The sequence below is a fragment of the Paracoccus albicereus genome, from assembly GCF_024359525.1.
GTDB lineage: Bacteria > Pseudomonadota > Alphaproteobacteria > Rhodobacterales > Rhodobacteraceae > Paracoccus > Paracoccus albicereus.
Window position 1 is genome coordinate 152,753 of the sequence record NZ_JAKZEU010000006.1, and the last position, 19,904, is coordinate 172,656.

The 19,904-nt window shown below is 65.7% G+C and carries 18 protein-coding genes; 4 read left to right on the forward strand and 14 right to left on the reverse strand.

All coding sequences use genetic code 11. From position 1 onward, the window contains the following. Positions 1 to 63: 63 nt before the first annotated feature. Positions 64 to 972, forward strand: a complete 909-nt coding sequence (locus MLD63_RS15975) for an XdhC family protein (RefSeq protein ID WP_255330915.1) — start codon at positions 64 to 66, stop codon at positions 970 to 972. Here MLD63_RS15975 and doeB read toward each other — a convergent pair. From doeB to MLD63_RS16015, 8 genes are all read right to left on the reverse strand, one after another. Next, positions 962 to 1,954 carry a N(2)-acetyl-L-2,4-diaminobutanoate deacetylase DoeB gene (gene doeB / locus MLD63_RS15980; RefSeq protein WP_255330916.1) on the reverse strand — a complete coding sequence of 331 codons (993 nt, stop codon included), beginning with the start codon at positions 1,952 to 1,954 and terminating at the stop codon, positions 962 to 964. The genes MLD63_RS15975 and doeB overlap by 11 nt on opposite strands. Further along, positions 1,951 to 3,153, reverse strand: coding sequence for an ectoine hydrolase DoeA (doeA, locus tag MLD63_RS15985; protein ID WP_255330917.1), 1,203 nt, complete (start codon positions 3,151 to 3,153; stop codon positions 1,951 to 1,953). Before doeA ends, doeB begins: the two co-directional genes overlap by 4 nt. A 4-nt stretch (positions 3,154 to 3,157) precedes the next feature. After that, positions 3,158 to 4,117: a cyclodeaminase gene (locus MLD63_RS15990; RefSeq protein ID WP_255330918.1), complete on the reverse strand. Its 960-nt coding sequence runs from the start codon at positions 4,115 to 4,117 to the stop codon at positions 3,158 to 3,160. Then, entirely contained in the window at positions 4,114 to 5,082 is a 969-nt protein-coding gene (gene eutB, locus MLD63_RS15995; protein ID WP_255330919.1) for a hydroxyectoine utilization dehydratase EutB, read from the reverse strand. Before eutB ends, MLD63_RS15990 begins: the two co-directional genes overlap by 4 nt. Continuing rightward, positions 5,076 to 5,780 (reverse strand): maleate cis-trans isomerase family protein, encoded by a 705-nt coding sequence (locus MLD63_RS16000; protein ID WP_255330920.1) that lies wholly within the window; start codon positions 5,778 to 5,780, stop codon positions 5,076 to 5,078. The genes eutB and MLD63_RS16000 overlap by 7 nt, the downstream gene beginning before the upstream one ends. Positions 5,781 to 5,789: 9 nt before the next feature. After that, complete coding sequence (locus MLD63_RS16005; protein ID WP_255330921.1) at positions 5,790 to 7,085, reverse strand: TRAP transporter large permease; 1,296 nt, start codon at positions 7,083 to 7,085, stop codon at positions 5,790 to 5,792. Then, positions 7,082 to 7,750 (reverse strand): TRAP transporter small permease, encoded by a 669-nt coding sequence (locus tag MLD63_RS16010; protein ID WP_255330922.1) that lies wholly within the window; start codon positions 7,748 to 7,750, stop codon positions 7,082 to 7,084. Before MLD63_RS16010 ends, MLD63_RS16005 begins: the two co-directional genes overlap by 4 nt. A gap of 72 nt (positions 7,751 to 7,822) precedes the next feature. Next, entirely contained in the window at positions 7,823 to 8,983 is a 1,161-nt protein-coding gene (locus MLD63_RS16015) for a TRAP transporter substrate-binding protein (RefSeq protein ID WP_439957678.1), read from the reverse strand. Positions 8,984 to 9,285: 302 nt separating this feature from the next. Here MLD63_RS16015 and MLD63_RS16020 point away from each other — a divergent pair, with 302 nt between their 5' ends. The 3 genes from MLD63_RS16020 (at position 9,286) to MLD63_RS16030 (ending at position 12,831) form a co-directional block, all read left to right on the forward strand. Next, positions 9,286 to 9,765 (forward strand): Lrp/AsnC family transcriptional regulator, encoded by a 480-nt coding sequence (locus MLD63_RS16020; RefSeq protein WP_255330923.1) that lies wholly within the window; start codon positions 9,286 to 9,288, stop codon positions 9,763 to 9,765. A gap of 127 nt (positions 9,766 to 9,892) precedes the next feature. After that, the gene (locus MLD63_RS16025) at positions 9,893 to 11,353 is read left to right on the forward strand and encodes an NAD-dependent succinate-semialdehyde dehydrogenase (RefSeq protein ID WP_255330924.1); all 1,461 of its coding nucleotides are present in this window, start codon (positions 9,893 to 9,895) and stop codon (positions 11,351 to 11,353) included. Positions 11,354 to 11,460: 107 nt separating this feature from the next. Beyond that, complete coding sequence (locus tag MLD63_RS16030; protein ID WP_255330925.1) at positions 11,461 to 12,831, forward strand: aspartate aminotransferase family protein; 1,371 nt, start codon at positions 11,461 to 11,463, stop codon at positions 12,829 to 12,831. Positions 12,832 to 12,898: 67 nt separating this feature from the next. Here the strand turns inward: MLD63_RS16030 and MLD63_RS16035 are convergent, their stop codons facing one another. From MLD63_RS16035 to MLD63_RS16060, 6 genes are all read right to left on the reverse strand, one after another. Continuing rightward, positions 12,899 to 13,165: a formate dehydrogenase subunit delta gene (locus MLD63_RS16035; protein ID WP_255330926.1), complete on the reverse strand. Its 267-nt coding sequence runs from the start codon at positions 13,163 to 13,165 to the stop codon at positions 12,899 to 12,901. Next, positions 13,155 to 13,982 carry a formate dehydrogenase accessory sulfurtransferase FdhD gene (gene fdhD / locus MLD63_RS16040; RefSeq protein WP_255330927.1) on the reverse strand — a complete coding sequence of 276 codons (828 nt, stop codon included), beginning with the start codon at positions 13,980 to 13,982 and terminating at the stop codon, positions 13,155 to 13,157. Before fdhD ends, MLD63_RS16035 begins: the two co-directional genes overlap by 11 nt. 4 nt (positions 13,983 to 13,986) lie before the next feature. After that, positions 13,987 to 16,935: a formate dehydrogenase subunit alpha gene (gene fdhF, locus MLD63_RS16045; RefSeq protein WP_255330928.1), complete on the reverse strand. Its 2,949-nt coding sequence runs from the start codon at positions 16,933 to 16,935 to the stop codon at positions 13,987 to 13,989. Further along, on the reverse strand, positions 16,932 to 18,452 hold the full coding sequence (locus MLD63_RS16050) for an NADH-ubiquinone oxidoreductase-F iron-sulfur binding region domain-containing protein (protein WP_255330930.1): 1,521 nt from the start codon (positions 18,450 to 18,452) through the stop codon (positions 16,932 to 16,934). Before MLD63_RS16050 ends, fdhF begins: the two co-directional genes overlap by 4 nt. Next, the gene (locus MLD63_RS16055; RefSeq protein WP_255330931.1) at positions 18,449 to 18,922 is read right to left on the reverse strand and encodes a formate dehydrogenase subunit gamma; all 474 of its coding nucleotides are present in this window, start codon (positions 18,920 to 18,922) and stop codon (positions 18,449 to 18,451) included. The genes MLD63_RS16050 and MLD63_RS16055 overlap by 4 nt, the downstream gene beginning before the upstream one ends. A gap of 89 nt (positions 18,923 to 19,011) precedes the next feature. Then, positions 19,012 to 19,902, reverse strand: coding sequence for a LysR family transcriptional regulator (locus tag MLD63_RS16060; RefSeq protein ID WP_255330932.1), 891 nt, complete (start codon positions 19,900 to 19,902; stop codon positions 19,012 to 19,014). Between the last annotated feature and the right edge of the window lie 2 nt (positions 19,903 to 19,904).

Here is a 19,904-nt window from a genome sequence, read left to right on the forward strand (position 1 = left end):
GCCTTTGCCCCGAAGATGCCTAGGTTCGGTGTCAGAGTGCCGCCCCCGCCAGCCCGAGGCAAGATGATCCCCCAGAACACCCTGACCGGTCATTCGGCCGATTACATGGCCGACCCGCTGCCCGCCCTTGTGCCGGGATCGGTTCTGGCCGTCCTGACCGGCGTCGAGGGGCCGCATTACCGCCGACCCGGCACGGTGATGGCCTTCCTGCCCGATGGTCGACGCGTGGGACAATTGTCATCAGGCTGCATCGAGGCCGACATCGCGATCCATGCCGGCAGGCTTGCACCGGGCGATGCGCCGCTGTCGCTGCGCTATGGTCAGGGCTCGCCCTTCCGCGACCTGATCCTGCCCTGCGGCGGCGGAATCGACGTGGCGCTGGTGCCGGTCGGTGATGTCGCGCCGGTCAAGGATGCGCTGGCGCGGCAGGCCTCGCGACAGACGGGCCATCTGGGGATTGACCTGAAAACCGGCGCGATGGCGGCAGGCGGTCCCGGATTTGCGGTGCCGCTGCCCCCAAACCTCCGCTTCGCCGTCGCAGGCACGGGGATCGAGCCGGTGCGTTTTGCGGCCCTCGCCCGCGCCTCGGGGTTCGACGCGGTGCTGCACAGCCACGACGAGACCACGCAGGCTGCCGGCGCAGCGGCAGGTGTGGGCGCGACGGGGACCGAGGCGCTGGATGCGGACCCCTGGACCGCGGTCGCGCTGTTCTACCACGAGCACGACCTGGAACTGCCGCTGTTGGTCCGCGCGCTGGCCGGACGCGCCTTCTGGATCGGTGCGCAGGGCAGCAAGCGTGCGCACGAGACGCGGGTCGCCGCGCTGACCGAGGCGGGGGTCGGACCCGATGCCATCGAGCGGCTGCGCAGTCCGATCGGCGTCATCCCCTCGGCCCGCGATCCTGCGGTGCTGGCGGTGTCGGTGCTGGCTGAAATCGTCGGCGAATATGCGGGCCGCGCCGCTACACCCTGACGGCCAGCACGGCGAGGCAATCGCCAGACTGGATCAGTCCCGGAAAATGCCGCGCGGCGATCAGCCCGTCGCGGTTGGCCGTCACCTCGACAGGCTCGACGCCGGTGCGGTCGGCGGGCCAGATGCGGGCGATCGGCTGGCCGGCCTGCACCTGATCGCCCAGATCGGAAAGCATCTGGATCAGCCCGTCGCGGGTGGCGAAATGGAAACAATCGTCGCCCGGCATGTCCAGCATGACACTGTCCGCTGCCTCGACCGCGCCCTTGAGGATGCCGGCGTGTCGCAGCACGTTTTTCGCGCCACGGATCGCGATGTCGGCCGAGCGCGCGGTCGCCGTCCCGCCGCCACCAAGCTCGGTCGTCACGAAGGTCTTGCCCTGCGATTCCACCGCGGTGTCGAACATGCCCACCGCGTCGATTTCCAGCATCATCATGCTGTAGGGCGCACCGAAGGCCCGCATCGCGGCGACGCAGCGACCCTCATGCTCGGCATCCTCCAGCCGATGCGCGGCGGCGTAGGGCAGGAAATCGAGCGTCTTGCCGCCGGAATGATAATCCAGCACAACATCCGCCATCGGCACAAGCACGTCGTTGAAATAATTGGCGATCTTCTGGCTGACGGTGCCGTCAGGCTTGCCCGGAAAGGCGCGGTTCAGGTTCACTTGGTCGACCGGGCTGACCCGCGTGCCGGCGCGAAAGGCCGGGTAATTCATGTAGGGCACGATGATGATCCGGCCCGTCACATCCGCCGGATCGATCTCCCATGCCAGATGCTGCAGCGCGATCGGGCCTTCGTATTCGTCGCCGTGGTTCGCCCCGGTCAGCAGCGCGGTCGGCCCGTCCTCCCCGCCGACGATCACCGTCAGCGGGATCATCACCGACCCCCACGCGCTGTCGTTGCGGCTGTAGGGCAGCCGCAGGAAGCCATGCGCCTTGCCGGGCGCATCGAGTGGGATCGTCGGCCGGATCGGACTGGCGCTCATGCCTTGACCAGCATCTTGCGCGGCAGGGTGCAGAACATCTCGGGCGGGCCGTCTTCGGTGATGATGATCGACTCCGTCGTCTCATAACCCCAGTTTTCCATCCAGAGGCCGGTCATGAAGTGGAAGGTCATTCCCGGCCGCAGCACGGTCTGGTCACCACGGCGCAGGGACATCGTGCGCTCGCCCCAGTCGGGCGGATAGGACAGGCCGATCGGATAGCCGGTGCGGTTGTCCTTGGTGATCCCGTGCGCCTCGAGGACGGAAAAGAACGCGGCCGCGATATGTTCGCAGGTATTGCCCGCGCGCGCGGCTTCCAGACCCGCCTCCATCCCGTCGAGCACGGCCTTTTCGGCCTCGACCATTTCCTTCGGCGGGGTGCCCAGAAAGATCGTGCGCGACAGCGGGCAATGGTAGCGCTGGTAGCAGCCGGCGATCTCGAAGAACGTGCCCTCGTCGGGCTTCATCGGCTGATCGTCCCAGGTCAGATGCGGCGCCGCGGCATCCGGCCCCGAGGGCAGCAGCGGCACGATCGCCGGGTAATCGCCACCGTGCCCCGCCCATTCGTCATAGCGCAGGCCGGCGTCGTAGATTTCCGCCACCAGATCGCATTTGCGCATCCCCACCTCGACCTTGTCGGCGATGCGTCGGTGCATCCGCTCGACGATGCGGGCGGCCTTGCGCATGTAGTCCAGTTCTTCCTCGGACTTCACCGCGCGCTGCCAGTTCACCAGCCCGGTCGCGTCAAGGATCTCGGCTTCCGGCAGGCCGTGAACCAGCCGTTCATGCGCCTTGGCGGAATACCAGTAATTGTCCATCTCGACGCCGATGAAGCCGCGGTGCCAGCCCTTGTCGGCGAGCGTCGCCCACAGGTAGTCCATCGGATGCCGCTCGGTCGATTGGACGTAGTAATCGGGATAGCCGATGATCGCGCCGTCTTCCTGCATCCAGCAGGTGCGCAGCGCGCCTTGCGCGTCCTGTCCGCGCCCGAACCAGATCGGGCTGCCGGTCGGTCCCACGATCACGCATTGGTGGACGTAGAAGGACCAGCCGTCATAGCCGGTCAGCCAGGCCATGTTGGACGGGTCGCTGACGATCAGCAGGTCCAGTCCCAGCTTTGCCATGCTCTCGCGCGTCTGGCGCAGGCGGCGTTCGTATTCGGCGGTGGAGAAGCGTTCCGGTGTGCGCTGGAGTTCTGGCATGATGTCACTTCACGAGGGCCAGCACGTGGCTGGCGATGGCGGTGTCCTGGACGCCGGTCCCGGTGAGATCGGCGATGGTGATCTGGTCATCCCCGACGCGACCGGGATGACGCTTTGTGATGATGTCGCCCAGTTCGGGAAAGTCCAGCGGTGGCGCGACGATGCCCGCGGCGAGCGCGGCGCGCAGCTCGCCCATCGCCTCGGTCTGGCTGATGCGGTCGGCGACATAGAGGTCCGCGCGGTCCAGGCAGCGCGGGTCGAGTTCGTTCTTGCCCGCCTGATCGCTGCCCATCGCGGTGACGTGCTGTCCGGGACGCAGCCAGTCGGCCTGCAGGATCGGCTGGCTGGCAGGCGTGGTGGTGACGATGATGTCGGCGTCCGCGAGGGCGGCTTGGGGATCGGCCTCGGCGCGGGTGGGCAGGCCAGTCTGCGACATCTCCGCCGCCAGAGCCTCGGCCTTGGCCGGGTCGCGTGCCCAGATCGTCGCGGCATCCAGCGGGCGCACCAGCCGCAGCGCCCGCAGTTGAAGCTTCGCCTGCATACCTGCGCCGAAGATCGCGGCGCGGCGCGCATCCTTGCGCGAGAGCCAGCGCGCAGCGACGCCGCCCGCCGCCGCCGTCCTCAGGTCGGTCAGGTAGCCGTTGTCCAGCAGCACCGCCTGAACCCGGCCGGTTTCCGCGGACAGCACCACCATCAACCCGCTGGTCGAGGGCAGGCCGCGCGACGGATTGTCGAAGAAGCCGGGGCTGATCTTGACCGCGAAACCCGGCAGCCCGGGAACATAAGCGGTCTTCACGTCCACCTCGCCATTGGCGTCGGGCAGATGCATCGACAGGACCGGTGGCATGACCACGCCGCCCTGCGCCAGCCCGGCGAAGGCGCGCTCGATCACGTCGATCAGCGCGCCGTCGAGCGAGACCGTGCCGCGCAACGTCTGCTCATCAAGGACGCGGATTTCGCTCATGCCTCGCCCCGGACAATGGCGGCGTGACGGGCAAGGTCGATGTTTCCGCCCGACAGGATCAGCACCAGCGGCCTGTCCGACACCAGCTTGCCCGCCAGGACCGCGCCAGCGCCGACGGCGGCGGCGCCTTCGACCACTTCGCCTTCGGCCACGGACAGGTGGCGGATGCCAGCCGCGATCTCGTCCTCGCTGAGAAGGATCAGGTCGTCCATCAGGTCGCGGACCATCGGGAAGGTCAGCCGGTTCTGCATCCCGATCCCGCCGCCAAGGCTGTCGGCCAGCGTCTCGACCTCGGTCACGTCCACGGGATGACCGGCCTTCAGGGCCTCAGACATCGCGGCGCCGTTTTCCATGCTGATGCCGATGATACGGATGTCGTGGCGCAGTGCCTTGGCCGCCGCCGCGACACCGGCCAGCAGCCCGCCGCCCGACAGCGGCACCGCGATCGCGCCCACGTCGGGGATCTGGGCGAGAATTTCCAGCCCCAGGGTCCCCTGCCCCGCGATCACGTCAGGATGGTCGAAGGGCGGGATCAGCGCGAAGCCTTCTTCGGCCTCAAGCCTGTGCGCCTCCTCGAAAGCCTCATCCTGGGTCGCGCCGATCACGCGGGCCTCGGCGCCGAGCGCCTCGATCGCGTCGATCTTGTTTCTGGGCACCAGACGCGAAACGCAGATCACCGCGTCCATCCCGTGATCGCGCGCGGCCTGTGCCAGCGCGCGGCCATGATTGCCGGTCGACGCGGTGGTTACGCCCTTGATCCCGCCCGCCTTGCCGTCATCCAGTCGCGCCACCGCGTTGCTGGCGCCGCGCAGCTTGAAGGCGCCCGTGTCCTGATGGTGTTCGCATTTCAGCCAGACCGGCGCGCCCGCAAGCCGCGCAAGGCTGGCCGATTGCCGGACCGGCGTCTCGCGCACCTTGCCGGCAATCCGGGCCTGCGCCGCGATGATGTCCTCCAGACCTACCATGTGCGGCACCCCATCAATCGGAACGGTCCCGCACAAGGCACCTGGGCCCGGTCCAGCATCGACCAGAACAGCGCGAGGTTCGAGGACAGGACCGGCTTGCCCAGCATCGCCTCCAGTCGCGGGATCACCCGCAGCGCCGGCAGCGCAGTGCAGGACATGAAGATCGCCTGCGCATCGGGAGTGTCGGCACGCGCGACCGCGTCGATCATCGCCTGATCGCTCAGCCGCGCCATGTCGCGATCATCGCCGTGACCCATCGAATGCTGCGACACGACCTCGATGCCACCCTTGGCGAAGCTTTCGGCGACCGGCACCGTGGTTTCCGCCAGATAGGGCGTCATCAACGCCAGTCGCGACAGGCCCATCGCCTTCAGCCCGCGCACGGCGCCGTTGACCGGCGTGCTGACCGGCGCGCGACCGTCATCCAGAAGCCGCGGCAGATCGTCGCCCAGAACCGCGCTGGCCGAGGTGCAGCCAAAGCCGATCCCGGCCAGATCGACACCCGGCACCAGCAGCGCCGCTGCCGCGGCGAGACGCGGGCCGGTGGCGCGAAGATTGTCGGGCGTGGTGGGGTTCGCGAATTCGATGCGGGTGACATGCAGCGCCGTGCCCTCGGGCATCAGGCGCTGCGCGTCACGCTCGATCGTCATGTCGGTCGCAAGCGCGATCAGTCCGAAGCGGGTCAGAAGGTCGTCCATGAGGACGGTCTAGCCCGCCGAGCCGGGGAAGGCGAGATCACGCAGGAACAGGGCGATCTGCGGGAAGAAGATCAGCAACACCGAGGCCGTCAGCAACATCAGGATGAAGGGTGGCGTGCCGCGGATGACCTCGGCATAGGGGCGCTTGAACACCGCGATGGCCGTAAAGATGTCGCAGCCGAAGGGCGGCGTCGCGGAACCGATCGCCACCTGCAGCGTGATGATCGTGCCGACCAGAACCGGGTCCAGCCCGACGGATTGCACGACCGGTGCGAAAATCGGCACCAGGATCAGGATCACCACGATCGGATCGACGAACATGCAGCCGATGAAGAAGGCGATCGAGATGGTGAAGAGCACGCCGTACTGCCCCATCTCGTCGATGCCGATGGCGCCCAGTATCTGCTGCGGGATCTGCGCAAAGCTGATGACATAGCTGAACGCGGCCCCGGCACCGACGAGGATGAAGACCACGGCGGTGATCAGACCCGTCGATTTCGCGGTGGCATAAAGCTGTTTGAACGTCATTTCGCGAAAGATGATCATTTCCAGGAACAGCGCGTAGAGAACGCAGGCCGCGGCAGCCTCGGTCGGCGAGAAGATTCCGCCATAGATGCCGCCCACGATGATGACAGGGAAGCCCAGCGGCCACAGGGCGCGCAGGATCGCGTCGCGCCGCTCGCCCCAGCTGGCCTTCGGTTCGGTCGGAACGTTGTGGCGCTTGGCATAGAACCACGAATAGACCGAAAACATCAGCAGGATCAGCAGACCGGGTCCGATGCCGGCGATGAACAGTTCGGAAATCGAGGTACCCGAGACGACGCCGTAGATGATCATGCCGATGGAGGGCGGGATCAGAAAGGCGATGTCGGACGCGTTGATGATCAGCGCCAGGGTGAAGCTGTCCTTGTAGCCCGCTTTCAGCATCCGCGGGCGCAGTGGTCCGCCGACCGCGACCACGGTCGCCTGGGTCGAGCCCGAGACGGCCCCGAACAGCGTGCAGGCGGCGGCGGTCGAGACGGCCAGCCCGCCCCGCAGATGGCCGACGAAGGCCATCACGAGGTCGATCAGCCGCGTCGCCGATTGTCCCCGCGTCATGATGTCGGCGGCGAAGATGAACATCGGTACCGCGATCAGGCTGGCGGGACGAATGCCCGCAAGCACCTGCTGGACCATCGTGTCGAGCTGGGAAAAGCCACCGAACAGCGCCACGAACCCGATCAGCGATCCCGCGATCAGCGGCACCATCATCGGAAAGCCCAGAAGAAGCAGCACGATCATCGTGCCGAAGATGGCCCAGGTCATGACTGCGCCTCCTTGTTTTCAGGGCTGCCGGGTGCGGGCGCATGCTGGTCGGGCGTCGAGGTCGACAACCAGATCTCTGGCTCGATCAGGTTCTTCACCGCGGTCAGCGCGTACTGGATTCCGGTCAGGGCAAAGCCCAGCGGCGTCCAGACGATGATCCACCATTGCGGAATCTGCAGCGCCGGGAGCACCCGTCCCCGCGAGGCCTGCGTGGTGACGTAGTCGAAGGCGTACCAGGCCAGAAGAAACATCGCGGCGGCGGTGACCGCGGCGATCAGGATCATCATCGCCTTGCGCATCCCGTAGGGCATCGCATCGTAGAAAGCCGACATACGGATATGGCGCCCGTGCCGCGCGGCATAGGAAATGCCCGCGAAGGTGATCAGCACGATCAATGCCTGGTTCAGTTCCTCGGAAAAGAAGATGCTTTCGCCGAACACGTAGCGCCCGACGACATTGGCGATCGTGTTGATCGCCATCAGAAGAACGCCTGCCGCGAGCAGAACCGCCTCGATCCGGGCGATGGCGACATCGACGATCCCAAGCGGACCCGGCAGGCCGGAGCGATAGGTGGAATCGTCGATGTCGTCATCCGTGACCGAGACTTCGGCTGCAGCGATGATGTCCGGGTCGACCTGATCGTCCCGCGACGTGGGTTTGGGCATAGGCTGTCCCCGCCTGTTGGTTGTCCGTGAAGAAAAAGGCCCGACCGTATTGGCCGGGCCCATCAAGTTCGTTCAGTTGGACGGCTGTTCGCCCTCGGCGGGCATGGGCTCGGCACTGGCGTCACCTTCGGCAGCTTCGCCTTCGGCCATCTCGCCCTCGGCCGCCGCGGTGTCGGTGCCGGCCTCCGCTGCGGCCTCGCCGCCGGCGCTGCCTGCCGCCATCTCGAGGTCGGCCTTCATCTGGTCAAGGATCGCCTGCGCCTGTTCGCCGCCGATCTCGAGATACTCCGCCTCGACCGATTCCGCCGTGTCCATGAACGGCTGGCGCTGTTCTTCGGTCAGCGTGGTGATCGTGATGTCGGGCTTCGCTTCCTTGATCTTGGCCAGCGATTCCTCGGTCAGGCCCTGCTGGTATTCGAGGATGTAGTCGAAGGCCGCCTGGCTGGCGTTCTGGACCACTTCCTTGTCCTCGTCGGACAGGCCGTCATAGAATTCCTTGTTGGCCATCACCGCGGTGGTGAAGTTGTTGTGGCCAAGGCGGGTGATGTGGTCCGTCACCTCGTACATCTTCGTCGACTCGATGAAGAAGGCGGGGTTTTCCTGACCCTGGATGATGCCGGTCTGCAGCGCGCCGTAGACTTCCCCCCAGGGAAGCGGCGTCGGCGTCGCGCCGAAGGCCTGATAGCTTTCGACCAGAAGCGGATTGGTCATCACCCGGAACTTCACCTCGTTCAGGTCCTCGGGCGAGGTGACCGCGTTTTGCGTGGTCATCATGACCTCGCCTTCGGGGAACATGGTCAGCAGTTCCAGGCCCTGCTCGACGTAAAGCGGTGGGAACAGCTCCTTGATCGCCTTGCTTTCGCGGAAGAAGGTGTTCAGCTCTTCGCCATCGGCGGGCAGCAGATAGGGCACGAAGAAGACCTGCGCCTCGGGGATCAGCGCGCCGGTGAAGCCGGGCGACTGGTCCACGAATTGCAGAATGCCCGACTGTGCCTGTTCCATGATGTCGGCGGATTCACCCAGCGTGCCGAACGGGAACAGCTGTACCTCATGGTCGGAATTGGCCTCGACCTCTTCCTTGAATTTCTGGGCGTACTTGCCCTGCACCTCTTCCATCGCCTCTTCGAAGGCATAGCGCCAGGTGTCGGCGCTGGCGGCACCTGCGCCGAGCATCAGCGCGACAACGCTGGCGGCGGTGAGGGATTTGTAGGTCGTGATCGCTTTATAGGTCATTGAACCTCCTGTTGCGGGCGATCCCTGCGGCTGTTGCCGGGGCGCCCTGCTTTTCGGTTTGGACGGACCCGGTGGGACCGCCGCCGCGAGTGGCCGACGATCCGGCCACACGGCATCCACGTCAGTTTTCACGTTGAAATCATGACAATTCGGCCGTTGGGTGTCAAACAACCGGTCGTGAACAATGGTTCCGACCCTTTCCAAGGCGCTTTTTGCCGCACCTGTCCTGACGCATGGATGGGCAGCGTGCCGACGACGGTCGCGCTGATTGACAAAGCACCGGGTCGGGACAACAAGCGGACATGAGCAAGCTGCGCCTCGACGATCGCGACATCGCCATTCTCGCCGTCCTGACGCGCGAGGGGCGCATCGCGAAGACCGAGCTTGCAGGCCGCGTGAACCTGTCACCCACCCCCTGCTGGGAACGGATGAAGCGACTGGAAGAGGCGGGCCTGATCCGCGGCTACCGGGCCGAGATCGACCTAGCCGCGCTTGGCCCGCACGTGCAGGTCTTCGTCACGGTGGAACTGGACAGCCACAAGGCCGAAAGCTTCCAGACCTTCGAGCGTGTGGTGGCGCGGATGGACGCGGTCGTTGGTGCGTGGGCCGTGGGCGGCGGGCATGATTACCTGCTGCAGGTCATCGCAAAGGATGTCGCGGCTTTCCAGGCCCTGATGGACGGCCTGCTGGAAAGCCCGGCCGGCGTCAGGCGGTATTACAGCTACATCGTGACCAAGACCGCGAAGGAAACGCCGCCCGCCTCGCCGCTGCTGGGCGGCTAGAACAGCAGGGAAAGTCTCGGCTGTCCGCGCCATTGCAGAGGATTCCTCTGCCGCGATGGCGGTCTTTGGTGAAATCCACCCCGTGGTCGGCGCCATCCTTGCACATATGATGCAAAGGAGTTTCGCCATGCTCGACACGATGCCCGACCGTTTGCCCGATCTGCTGGACGATGCGGACCTGCTGCCGGGGCGCGGCGATTTTGCCGGCGACGGGCGGCTTGCGGTGCGTGATCCCGCGACCGGCGGGTTGGTGGCGCAGGTTGCGATCAGCGGCGCCCCGCAGGCGCGCGAGGCGGTCGATGCCGCGCAGGCCGCGTTTCCCGCCTGGTCGGGAATGCTGCCCCAGGACCGCGCGGCGATCCTGCATCGGTGGCACCGCCTGATCCTCGACGCGAAGGAAGACCTTGCGCGGATCATGGTCGCCGAACAGGGCAAGCCCATCGGCGAAGCGCGGGGCGAGATCGACTATGCCGCGAGCTTCGTCCAGTTCTACGCCGAAGAGGCGCTGCGCCCGAATATCGAAGGCATCACCAGCCATCTTGCCGATGCCGAGGTCGAATTGTGGCGCGAGCCGGTGGGTGTCGCCGCGCTCATCACGCCGTGGAACTTTCCCTGCGCGATGATCACCCGCAAGGCCGCAGCCGCGCTTGGCGCCGGCTGCACGGTTGTCATCCACCCTTCGGCCGAGACACCGCTGTCGGCACTGGCCTTGTCGGTGCTGGCACAGCGCGCCGGATTTCCGGACGGCGTCGTCAACACGGTGATCGGCGATGCCGCCACGATCGTGGGCGAATGGACGGGTGACAAACGGGTGCGCGCGCTGTCCTTCACCGGCTCGACCGAGGTGGGTCGGCTGCTTTATCGCCAGTCGGCCGACACGGTGAAGCGGCTGGTGATGGAACTGGGCGGGCATGCGCCCTTCATTGTGTTCCAGAACGCCGATCTGGACCGCGCCGTGACCGAGGCGATCAAGGCCAAGTTCGCGACGTCCGGGCAGGATTGTCTGGGCGCGAACCGGTTCTACATCCACCGCGCCGTCTATGACGCGTTCTGCGAGAAATTCACCGCCGCGGTCGAAAAGCTGACGCTTGGAATGGGCATGGACGATCCCGATCTGGGTCCGCTGATCCACGACCGGCAGATCGACAAGCAGAAGGCGCATGTCGCCGACGCGCTGGAGAAAGGCGCGCGGTTGCTGACCGGGGGCGAGGTCGACGAGACGCTGGGGCCGCTGTTCTACAAGCCGACGGTGCTGGCCGATGTGCCTGACGAGGCCGCGATCATGCGCGAGGAGACCTTCGGCCCGGTCGCCGCGCTGACGCCCTTCGACGACGAGGACGAGGTCTACCGCCGCGCCAACGACAGCGAATACGGGCTGGTGGCCTATGTCCACAGCCTCGACCCGCGGCGGATCTATCGCGCGACGCGGGCGTTGCAGTACGGCATGGTCGCGGTGAACCGCACCAAGGTCACCGGCGCGCCGATTCCGTTCGGCGGCATGAAGCAATCCGGTATCGGCCGCGAAGGCGCGCGCCAGGGTCTGGAGGCCTTTACCGAGATCAAGTACGTCTGCCGCGATTGGGGGTGAGCCGCGCCCGGAAAAAGGTCCAGTGGACCATTTTCAGCGGCGAACGCGCGAAGCGCCGAGCGGCCTATAACTGCCCCCCCCACACGAAATTTCAGAAAGGACCCCACATGCTGACCAACGACGAACTCGCCAAATGGGACCGCGAGAGCTTCTTTCACCCCTCGACCCACCTGGGTCAATTCGCGCGCGGCGAAGCGCCGCAGCGGATCGTGACCGGGGGTGAGGGCAGCTTCATCACCGACCGTGACGGCAACCGGCTGCTGGACGGCTTCGCGGGCCTCTATTGCGTCAATGTCGGCTATGGCCGAACCGAAATCGCTGATGCGATCGCGAAACAGGCTCATGAGCTTGCCTATTACCACGCCTATGCGGGTCATGGATCGGAAGCGAACATCACGCTGGCCAAGATGGTCATGGACCGGGCGCCGAAGGGCATGGCACGGGTCTATTTCGGGCTGGGCGGCTCGGATGCGAACGAGACCAACATCAAGCTGGTCTGGTACTACAACAACATCCTCGGCCGGCCCGAGAAGAAGAAGATCATCAGCCGCTGGCGTGGATACCACGGCTCGGGCCTGATGACCGGCAGCCTGACCGGGCTGGAGCTGTTTCACAAGAAGTTCGACCTGCCCTTGGCGCAGGTGATCCATACCGAGGCGCCCTATTACTTCCGTCGCCCCGAGGATGGGATGAGCGAGGAAGATTTCTCGACCTATTGCGCCCAGAAGCTGGATGCGCTGATCCAGGCCGAAGGGCCCGAGACGATCGCGGCCTTCATCGGCGAGCCGGTTCTGGGCACCGGGGGCATCGTTCCCCCGCCCGCAGGGTACTGGACCAAGATCCAGGCCGTGCTGGAGAAATACGACATCCTGCTGATCGCGGATGAGGTCGTCACCGGCTTCGGACGTCTGGGCACGATGTTCGGCAGCGATCACTATGGGATCACGCCGGACCTGATCACCTCGGCCAAGGGGCTGACCAGCGCCTATGCGCCGCTGTCGGCGAGCATCGTCGGCCAGAAGATGTGGGATGTGCTGACCGAAGGGACCGACGAGTACGGCGTCCTGGGTCATGGCTGGACCTATTCGGCGCATCCCATCGGTGCGGCTGCGGGGATTGCGAACCTGAAGCTGATCGACGATCTGGGCCTGGTGAAGAACGCGGGCGAGACCGGTGCCTACCTGAACCGCGCGATGCAGGACGCGGTGGGCAATCACGCCCATGTCGGCGAAGTGCGCGGCGAGGGGATGCTGTGCGCGGTCGAACTGGTCGCGGACCGGGACGAGCGTCGCTTCTTCGACGCATCGGAAGGCAAGGGCGCGAAGGTCGTCGCCGCGATGCTGAAGCGCGGCGTGATCGCGCGCGCGATGCCGCAGGGCGATATCCTGGGCTTTGCGCCGCCGCTTTGCCTGTCGAAGGGCGAGGCCGACCAGATCGTCGCCGCCACGAAGGACGCGATCGAGGAAGTGCTGGGCTAAGACGCCCGCTTAACAGAAAGCCCCGCGCAGTCGCCGCTGCGCGGGGCTTTTTCCTGCGCGGATCGGGTCAGCCGGTGGGGGTTTGGTCCGCGACGCGTTCGGATTCCTCGACCTCGGGGTCGGGCCGCTCGATGTGGTTCACCACCGCGTCGATCACCAGCGGGTCGAGCCCTTCGCCGCCATCGTGGACGTAGGCGATGAGCTGCGCCAGCATCCGCGGCTCCCAGAAATCGTGCAGATGGCCCGCGATGCTGGTCGCGGCGTCGATCTTGGGCTGCGTCTTGAAGAAGCTCGCGATCTGGTTGCACATGTGGATCATTTTCTCAGGCGACATCGGAAACCTTCGTCTGGATACGTTCAGGATGGGTGAAGATGGAAAAGCCGCCGTTGCGGGCTAGGGCTATCAGCGTGATGCCGGCATCCTCGGCCAGACGCAGGGCGTGCGCCGTGGGGGCCGAGACGGCGATGATCGCGGGGCAGCCCGCGATCGCGCATTTCTGGACCAGTTCGACCGACAGGCGGCTGGTCATCACGAAGGCGCCGGAGGCCGGGTCGATCCCCTGCCGCGACATCGCCCCGATCAGCTTGTCGAGCGCGTTGTGGCGGCCGACATCCTCTCGGGCCAGCACGATCCCCTGCCCCGGCACCAGAAACCCCGCCGCATGGGTGGCGCGGGTCTGGTTGTGCAGCGGCTGCAGATCGCGCAGCAGATCCGTCGCGCCCGCAACCTGATCGCGGCTGAGCCGAAGACCGTCATCCGCAACCTGCGGCAGCGGACGGATCGCCTCGGCCAGAGAGTCGATCCCGCACAATCCGCAGCCGACCGGACCAGCCAGAAGCCGGCGCCGCGCGGCCAGCGCATCGCGCCGATCCTCGGACAGCCAGAAGCGCGCCTCGATCCCCGCCGGATGGTCGGCGATCTCGAATTTCTCGATCTGGCATGGGTCGGTGATCACGCCTTCGGTGATGGCGAAGCCACGGGCAAAATCCTCGATGTCAGCGGGGCTGGCCATCATCACGGCCAGCGTGCTGGCATCGAAAACCATCGCCACGGGCACCTCTTCGGGCAGCGCGTGATGCACGTTCAAAGCATTCTCGCGCTGCACCGAGAGGGCGGCGCTGCTGACCGCTGGAGGGAAGCGGTCGGCCATCGCCTTATTCCGCCGCGGGCAGGATCCGCCGCGACATTTCGGCCTGGGCGTTGTACTCCTCCTGCCAGTCGGTCGGACCGTTGGACGGGCTGACCTGAACCGCCGTCACCTTGTATTCCGGGCAGTTCGTCGCCCAGTCCGAGAAGTCGGTGGTGATGACGTTGGCCTGCGTGACCGGGTGGTGGAAGGTGGTGTAGACCACGCCCGGGCTGACCCGATCGGTCAGCGTCGCGCGCAGCGTCGTCTCGCCCGCGCGGCTGGCCAGCTTGATCCAGTCGCCTTCGTTCACCCCGCGGCTTTCCGCGTCATGGGGGTGAATCTCCAGCACGTCTTCCTGATGCCAGATCACATTGTCGGTCCGCCGGGTCTGCGCGCCCACGTTGTACTGCGACAGGATGCGCCCGGTCGTCAGCAGCAGCGGGAAGCGAGGGCCGGACTTTTCGTCCGTCGCGATGTATTCCGTCACCACGAAACGACCCTTGCCGCGCACGAAGCCGTCGACATGCATCAGGGGCGTGCCTTCGGGATGTTCTTCGTTGCAGGGCCACTGGACCGAGCCGCGCTCTTCCAGCAATTCGTAGGTCACGTTCGCGAAGGACGGCGTGGTCGCCGCGATCTCGTCCATGATCTGGCTGGGATGCGTGTAGGTCCAGTTGGCGCCCATCGCGTTGGCCAGCATCTGGGTGATTTCCCAATCCGCATAGCCGTTCTTGGGCTTCATCACCTCACGCACGCGGTTGATGCGGCGCTCGGCGTTGGTGAAGGTGCCGTCCTTTTCGAGGAAGCTCGACCCCGGCAGGAAGACATGCGCGTAGTTCGCGGTCTCGTTCAGGAACAGGTCGTGGACGATGACGCATTCCATCGCCGCAAGACCGGCCGCCACGTGATGCGTGTCCGGGTCGGACTGAAGAATGTCCTCGCCCTGGCAGTAAAGACCCTTGAACGTGCCCTCGACGGCCGCGTCCAGCATGTTCGGGATGCGCAGGCCCGGCTCGGGATCGATCGGAACGCCCCAGACTTCCTCGAACATCGCACGGACGTCGGGATGCTTGACGTGGCGATAGCCGGGCAGTTCGTGCGGGAACGAACCCATGTCGCACGAACCCTGCACGTTGTTCTGGCCGCGCAGCGGGTTCACGCCGACGCCTCGCCGACCGATATTGCCGGTCAGCATGGCGAGGTTGGCGATCCCCATCACGGTGGTCGAACCCTGCGAGTGTTCGGTGACGCCGAGGCCGTAATAGATCGCCCCGTTGCCGCCGGTCGCATAGGTCCGCGCCGCGGCGCGAAGCTCGGCCGAGGGAACGCCGGTCAGGCTTTCGGTCTGTTCCGGGCTGTGACGATCCTGCGAGATGAATTCCGCATATTCCTGGAATTCGTTCCAGTCGCAGCGCTCGCGGATGAAGGCCTCGTCGTAGAGCTTCTCGGTCACGATCACATGCGCCAGCGCCGAAACGACGGCGACGTTCGTGCCCGGACGCAACGGCAGGTGATGCTGTGCGCTGATATGCGCGGATTTCACCATGTCGATGCGGCGCGGATCGACGACGATCAGCTTTGCACCGGCCCGCAGACGCTTTTTCAGGCGGCTGGCGAAGACCGGGTGGCCGTCGGTCGGGTTGGCGCCGATGATCATCGCAACGTCAGTATGCTCGACGCTGTCGAAATCCTGCGTCCCGGCCGAGGTGCCGTAGGTCTGGCCCAGGCCGTAGCCGGTGGGCGAGTGGCAGACGCGGGCGCAGGTGTCGGTGTTGTTGTTGTGGAAGACGGCGCGTGTCAGCTTCTGGACGAGGTAGGTTTCCTCGTTCGTGCAGCGCGAAGAGGTGATCACGCCGATCGACTTCTTGCCGTACTTCTCCTGCAGGCCGCGCATCCGCTTGGCGGCGAAGCCCAGAGCCTCTTCCCACGACACTTCGCGCCACGGCTCGTCGATCGTGTCGCGGATCATCGGGTTCAGGATGCGGTCGGTATGGTTCGCGTAGCCATAGGCAAAGCGACCCTTGACGCAACTATGACCGCGGTTGGCCTTGCCGTGCTTCCAGGGCGTCATGCGGACCAGTTCGTCGCCCTGCATTTCCGCTTTGAAGGAACAGCCGACGCCGCAATAGGCGCAGGTGGTGATGACCGACCGTTCCGGCGTGCCCATCGCCGCCACGGATTTTTCCTGAAGCGTCGCTGTCGGGCAGGCCTGCACGCAGGCGCCGCAGCTGACGCAATCCGAGGTCAGGAAGTTGTCGTCGGCAGCACCGGCCGAGACGCGGCTGTCGAAACCACGGCCTTCGATCGTCAGCGCGAAGGTGCCCTGCACCTCTTCGCAGGCCCGCACGCAGCGCGAGCAGACGATGCACTTGCTGGGATCGTAGGTGAAATACGGGTTCGAATTGTCCTTGGGGATGAACAGCGGGTTGCCCAGATCGGCGGCGTCCGCGCCACGGGTGCCCCGCGCGCGGGCGTCGCCCTGCGCCAGCGTGCCGTTGTTCGCCGGATCGTAATGGTTCTCACCCGAGGTATAGCGCACTTCGCGCAGGCCGACGGCGCCGGCCTGGTCCTGCAATTCGCAATCGCCGTTGGCTGAGCAGGTCAGGCAGTCCAGCGGGTGATCGGAGATGTAGAGCTCCATCACGCCCTTGCGGATCTTGCGGATCTTGCTGGACTGGGTGTGGACGACCATGCCTTCCGTCACCGGCGTGGTGCAGGAAGCGGGGGTGCCGCGGCGCCCTTCGATTTCCACGACGCAAAGACGGCACGAACCGAAGGCTTCCATGTTGTCGCTGGCGCAGAGCTTGGGAACGTCGATCCCAAGCTCGGCCGAAGCGCGCATGACGCTGGTGCCTTCGGGCACGGTCACCGAAAAGCCGTCGATCGTCAGGGTGACAGGCGCACCGACGCGGGCGGGGGTGCCCATGTCACGGTCGTCCTGCAGGTCCATCGGGGGGATGATGAAGTCTTTCATTCCGCTGCCTCCTTTGCGGTGGCGAAGTCGTCGGGGAACTCGGTCACGGCCGACATCACAGGATAAGGGGTAAAGCCGCCAAGCGCGCAGAGCGAGCCGTCCTTCATCGTCTCGCACAGATCGGCGAGGATGACCTTGGCTGCCTCGTCGCCGCGCGCGATGCGGTCGATCGTCTCGACCCCGCGGGTGGCGCCGATCCGGCAGGGCGTGCATTTGCCGCAGGATTCGACGGCGCAGAATTCCATCGCGAAGCGCGCCATCTGCAGCATGTCGGCGGTGTCGTCGAACACGACCAGACCGGCATGGCCGATCAGGCCGCCCGCCTTGTCGAATTCCTCATAGCCGAGCGGCGTGTCGAATTTCGACAGCGGCATATAGGCACCCAGCGGGCCGCCGACCTGAACCGCCTTGACCGGGCGGCCGCTGGCGGTGCCGCCGGCGATCTCGTTGACCAGTTCGCCCAGCGTCATGCCGAAAGCGGTTTCGAACAGACCGCCGCGGGCCACGTTGCCCGCGACCTGCAAGGTCGCCGTGCCGCGCGAACGGCCGATCCCGAAATCGGCATAGTTCTGGGCGCCGCGCTCCATGATGACCGGCACCGTTGCCAGCGATATCACGTTGTTGACCACCGTCGGCTTGCCCAGGAACCCTTCCAGCGCCGGCAGCGGGGGCTTGGCGCGAACGGTGCCGCGCTTGCCTTCGAGGCTGTTGAGCAGGCTGGTTTCCTCGCCGCAGACATAGGCACCCGCGCCGACGCGGACCCACATGTCGAACGCCCGGCCCGATCCCATCACGCTGTCGCCCAGCACGCCTTCGCGGCGCGCGATATCCAGCGCCGCGTTCATCACGCGGATCGCATCGGGGTATTCGGAGCGCAGATAGACGTAGCCGCGCGTCGCACCGACGGCGAGACCGGCGATCGCCATGCCCTCGATCAGGCTGAACGGATCGCCTTCCATGATCATGCGGTCGGCGAAGGTGCCGCTGTCGCCTTCATCGGCGTTGCAGACGATGTATTTCTGCGGCGCGACGGCATCGTGGACGGTCTTCCACTTGATGCCGGTGGGGAAGCCCGCACCGCCGCGGCCGCGCAGGCCGCTGTCGGTGACTTCCCGCACGATCTCGCCGCCGGTCAGCGACGTCGCGCGGGTCAGGCCGACCAAGCCACCATGCGCACGATATTCATCCAGGTTCAGCGGCTCGATCACGCCGCAGCGGGCGAAGGTCAGCCGCGTCTGGCGCTTCATCCACTCGATCTCATCGACCGGGCCAAGCGCCTTGTCGCTGCTGTTGTCCAGAACCGCGGCGACATCGTCGGGCGAGACACCGCCAAAGCCATGGCGGACGCCATCGATCTCGACCTCGACCAGCGGCTCCAGCCAGGCCATCCCACGCGAGCCGATCCGCTTCAGCTCGATCTCGATGCCCTTGTCGGCGGCATGTTTGGTCAGCGCGGCGGCGACATCATCGGCACCCACTGCGGTCGCGGCGCTGTCGGAGGAAATGTAAACCTTCATGCGCCCGCCTCCGCCAGAATGGCATCGACACGGCTGCGATCCAGTCGGCCGTGGACCTTTTTGTCCACCATCATCGCCGGTGCGCAGGCGCAGAGGCCCAGGCAATAGACCGGCTCGACCGTGACGGCGCCGTTCTTCGTGGTGCCGTGCCAGTCGATGCCCAGCTTCGTAAGCGTCTCTTCGGCCAGGCTCGCCCCGCCCATCGACTGGCAGGCTTCGGCCCGGCAGATCTTGACGACGTGGCGGCCCGCCGGCGCCTTGCGGAAATCGTGGTAGAAGGTGATGACGCCATGCACTTCGGCGCGGGTCAGGTTCAGAGCTTCGGCCATCAGGCCGACCGAGTCCTCGGGAATGCAGCCGTAGGTGTCCTGCAGGCTGTGCAGAATCGGCAACAACGGCCCTTCCAGCCCAAGATGTTCTTCAATGATGGCGCGCATTTCGTCGATGGACGCCGGATTGGCTGACTGCATATGGCTGGCCCCCCTTCTATCTCCTCCCGGAACCTAACGTGCAATGATATGAATTCAATATAGGCTTTCCGTTGGTCGATTGACAGTCTCTATCGTTTCGCCGCCGAAAGCCGCCGCGCCTCGCGCAGCAATTCCTCAAGAACAGGGGTGTGCGGCTCACGATAGGGCGCCACCAGCCCGACCGTATGTTCAGGGGTCTGGCCGGACAGCGGGATCAGCTTCAGCGCCTTCCCTTCGGCCAGAAAGCGGGCGATGTCCTCGGGCAGGACCGTCAGCCAGTCACCGCGGGCGATGGTCGCCAGAAGCACAACGGTCGAATTGGATTCGATCGTCGCCTCGGCCGTAACACCCAGGGATTCGAAATTGCGGTTGATGATCCGGCGGTTCTGCATGTCGGGGGTCAGCAGGCACAGCTTCTGCCCGTCCAGATCCTGCCAGCGCAGCGACTTCTTGGCGGCGAAGGGCGAGCTTGCGGAACACACGACCAGATAGCGTTCCTCGTAAAGCGGCTCGGTGCTGACGCGGCCCATCGGCTCGTTGTCGAGATACGAGATGCCGGCATCGACATCGAGATTGTCGAGCATCGACAGGATCTCGACCGAGGTGCGCGACAGGATGGTGAAGCGCACGTTCGGATGCTTATCGGTGAAGATCGCGGCCAGTTCCGCCGCCCAAGTCAGCGCCGTCGGGATCGCCGCGATGCGCAGCCGCCCCGACAGGCCGTGACGCTTGAACCGCATCTCTTCCTTCAATTGCCGCGCGTCACCCGCGATCTTGCGCGCCCAGACCAGCGCGGTCTGACCCTCGGGCGTCAGCCCGCCATAGCGCGAGCCGCGAAAGACCAGCTGCACGCCCAGCTGATCCTCGAGCTGCTTAAGGCCGGTGGACAGCGTCGGCTGGGTGATCCCGAGGCTTTGCGCCGCACGACCGAAATGGCCCTCTTTCGCGACGGCGATGAACATTTCCAGCTTGTCGAGCATGA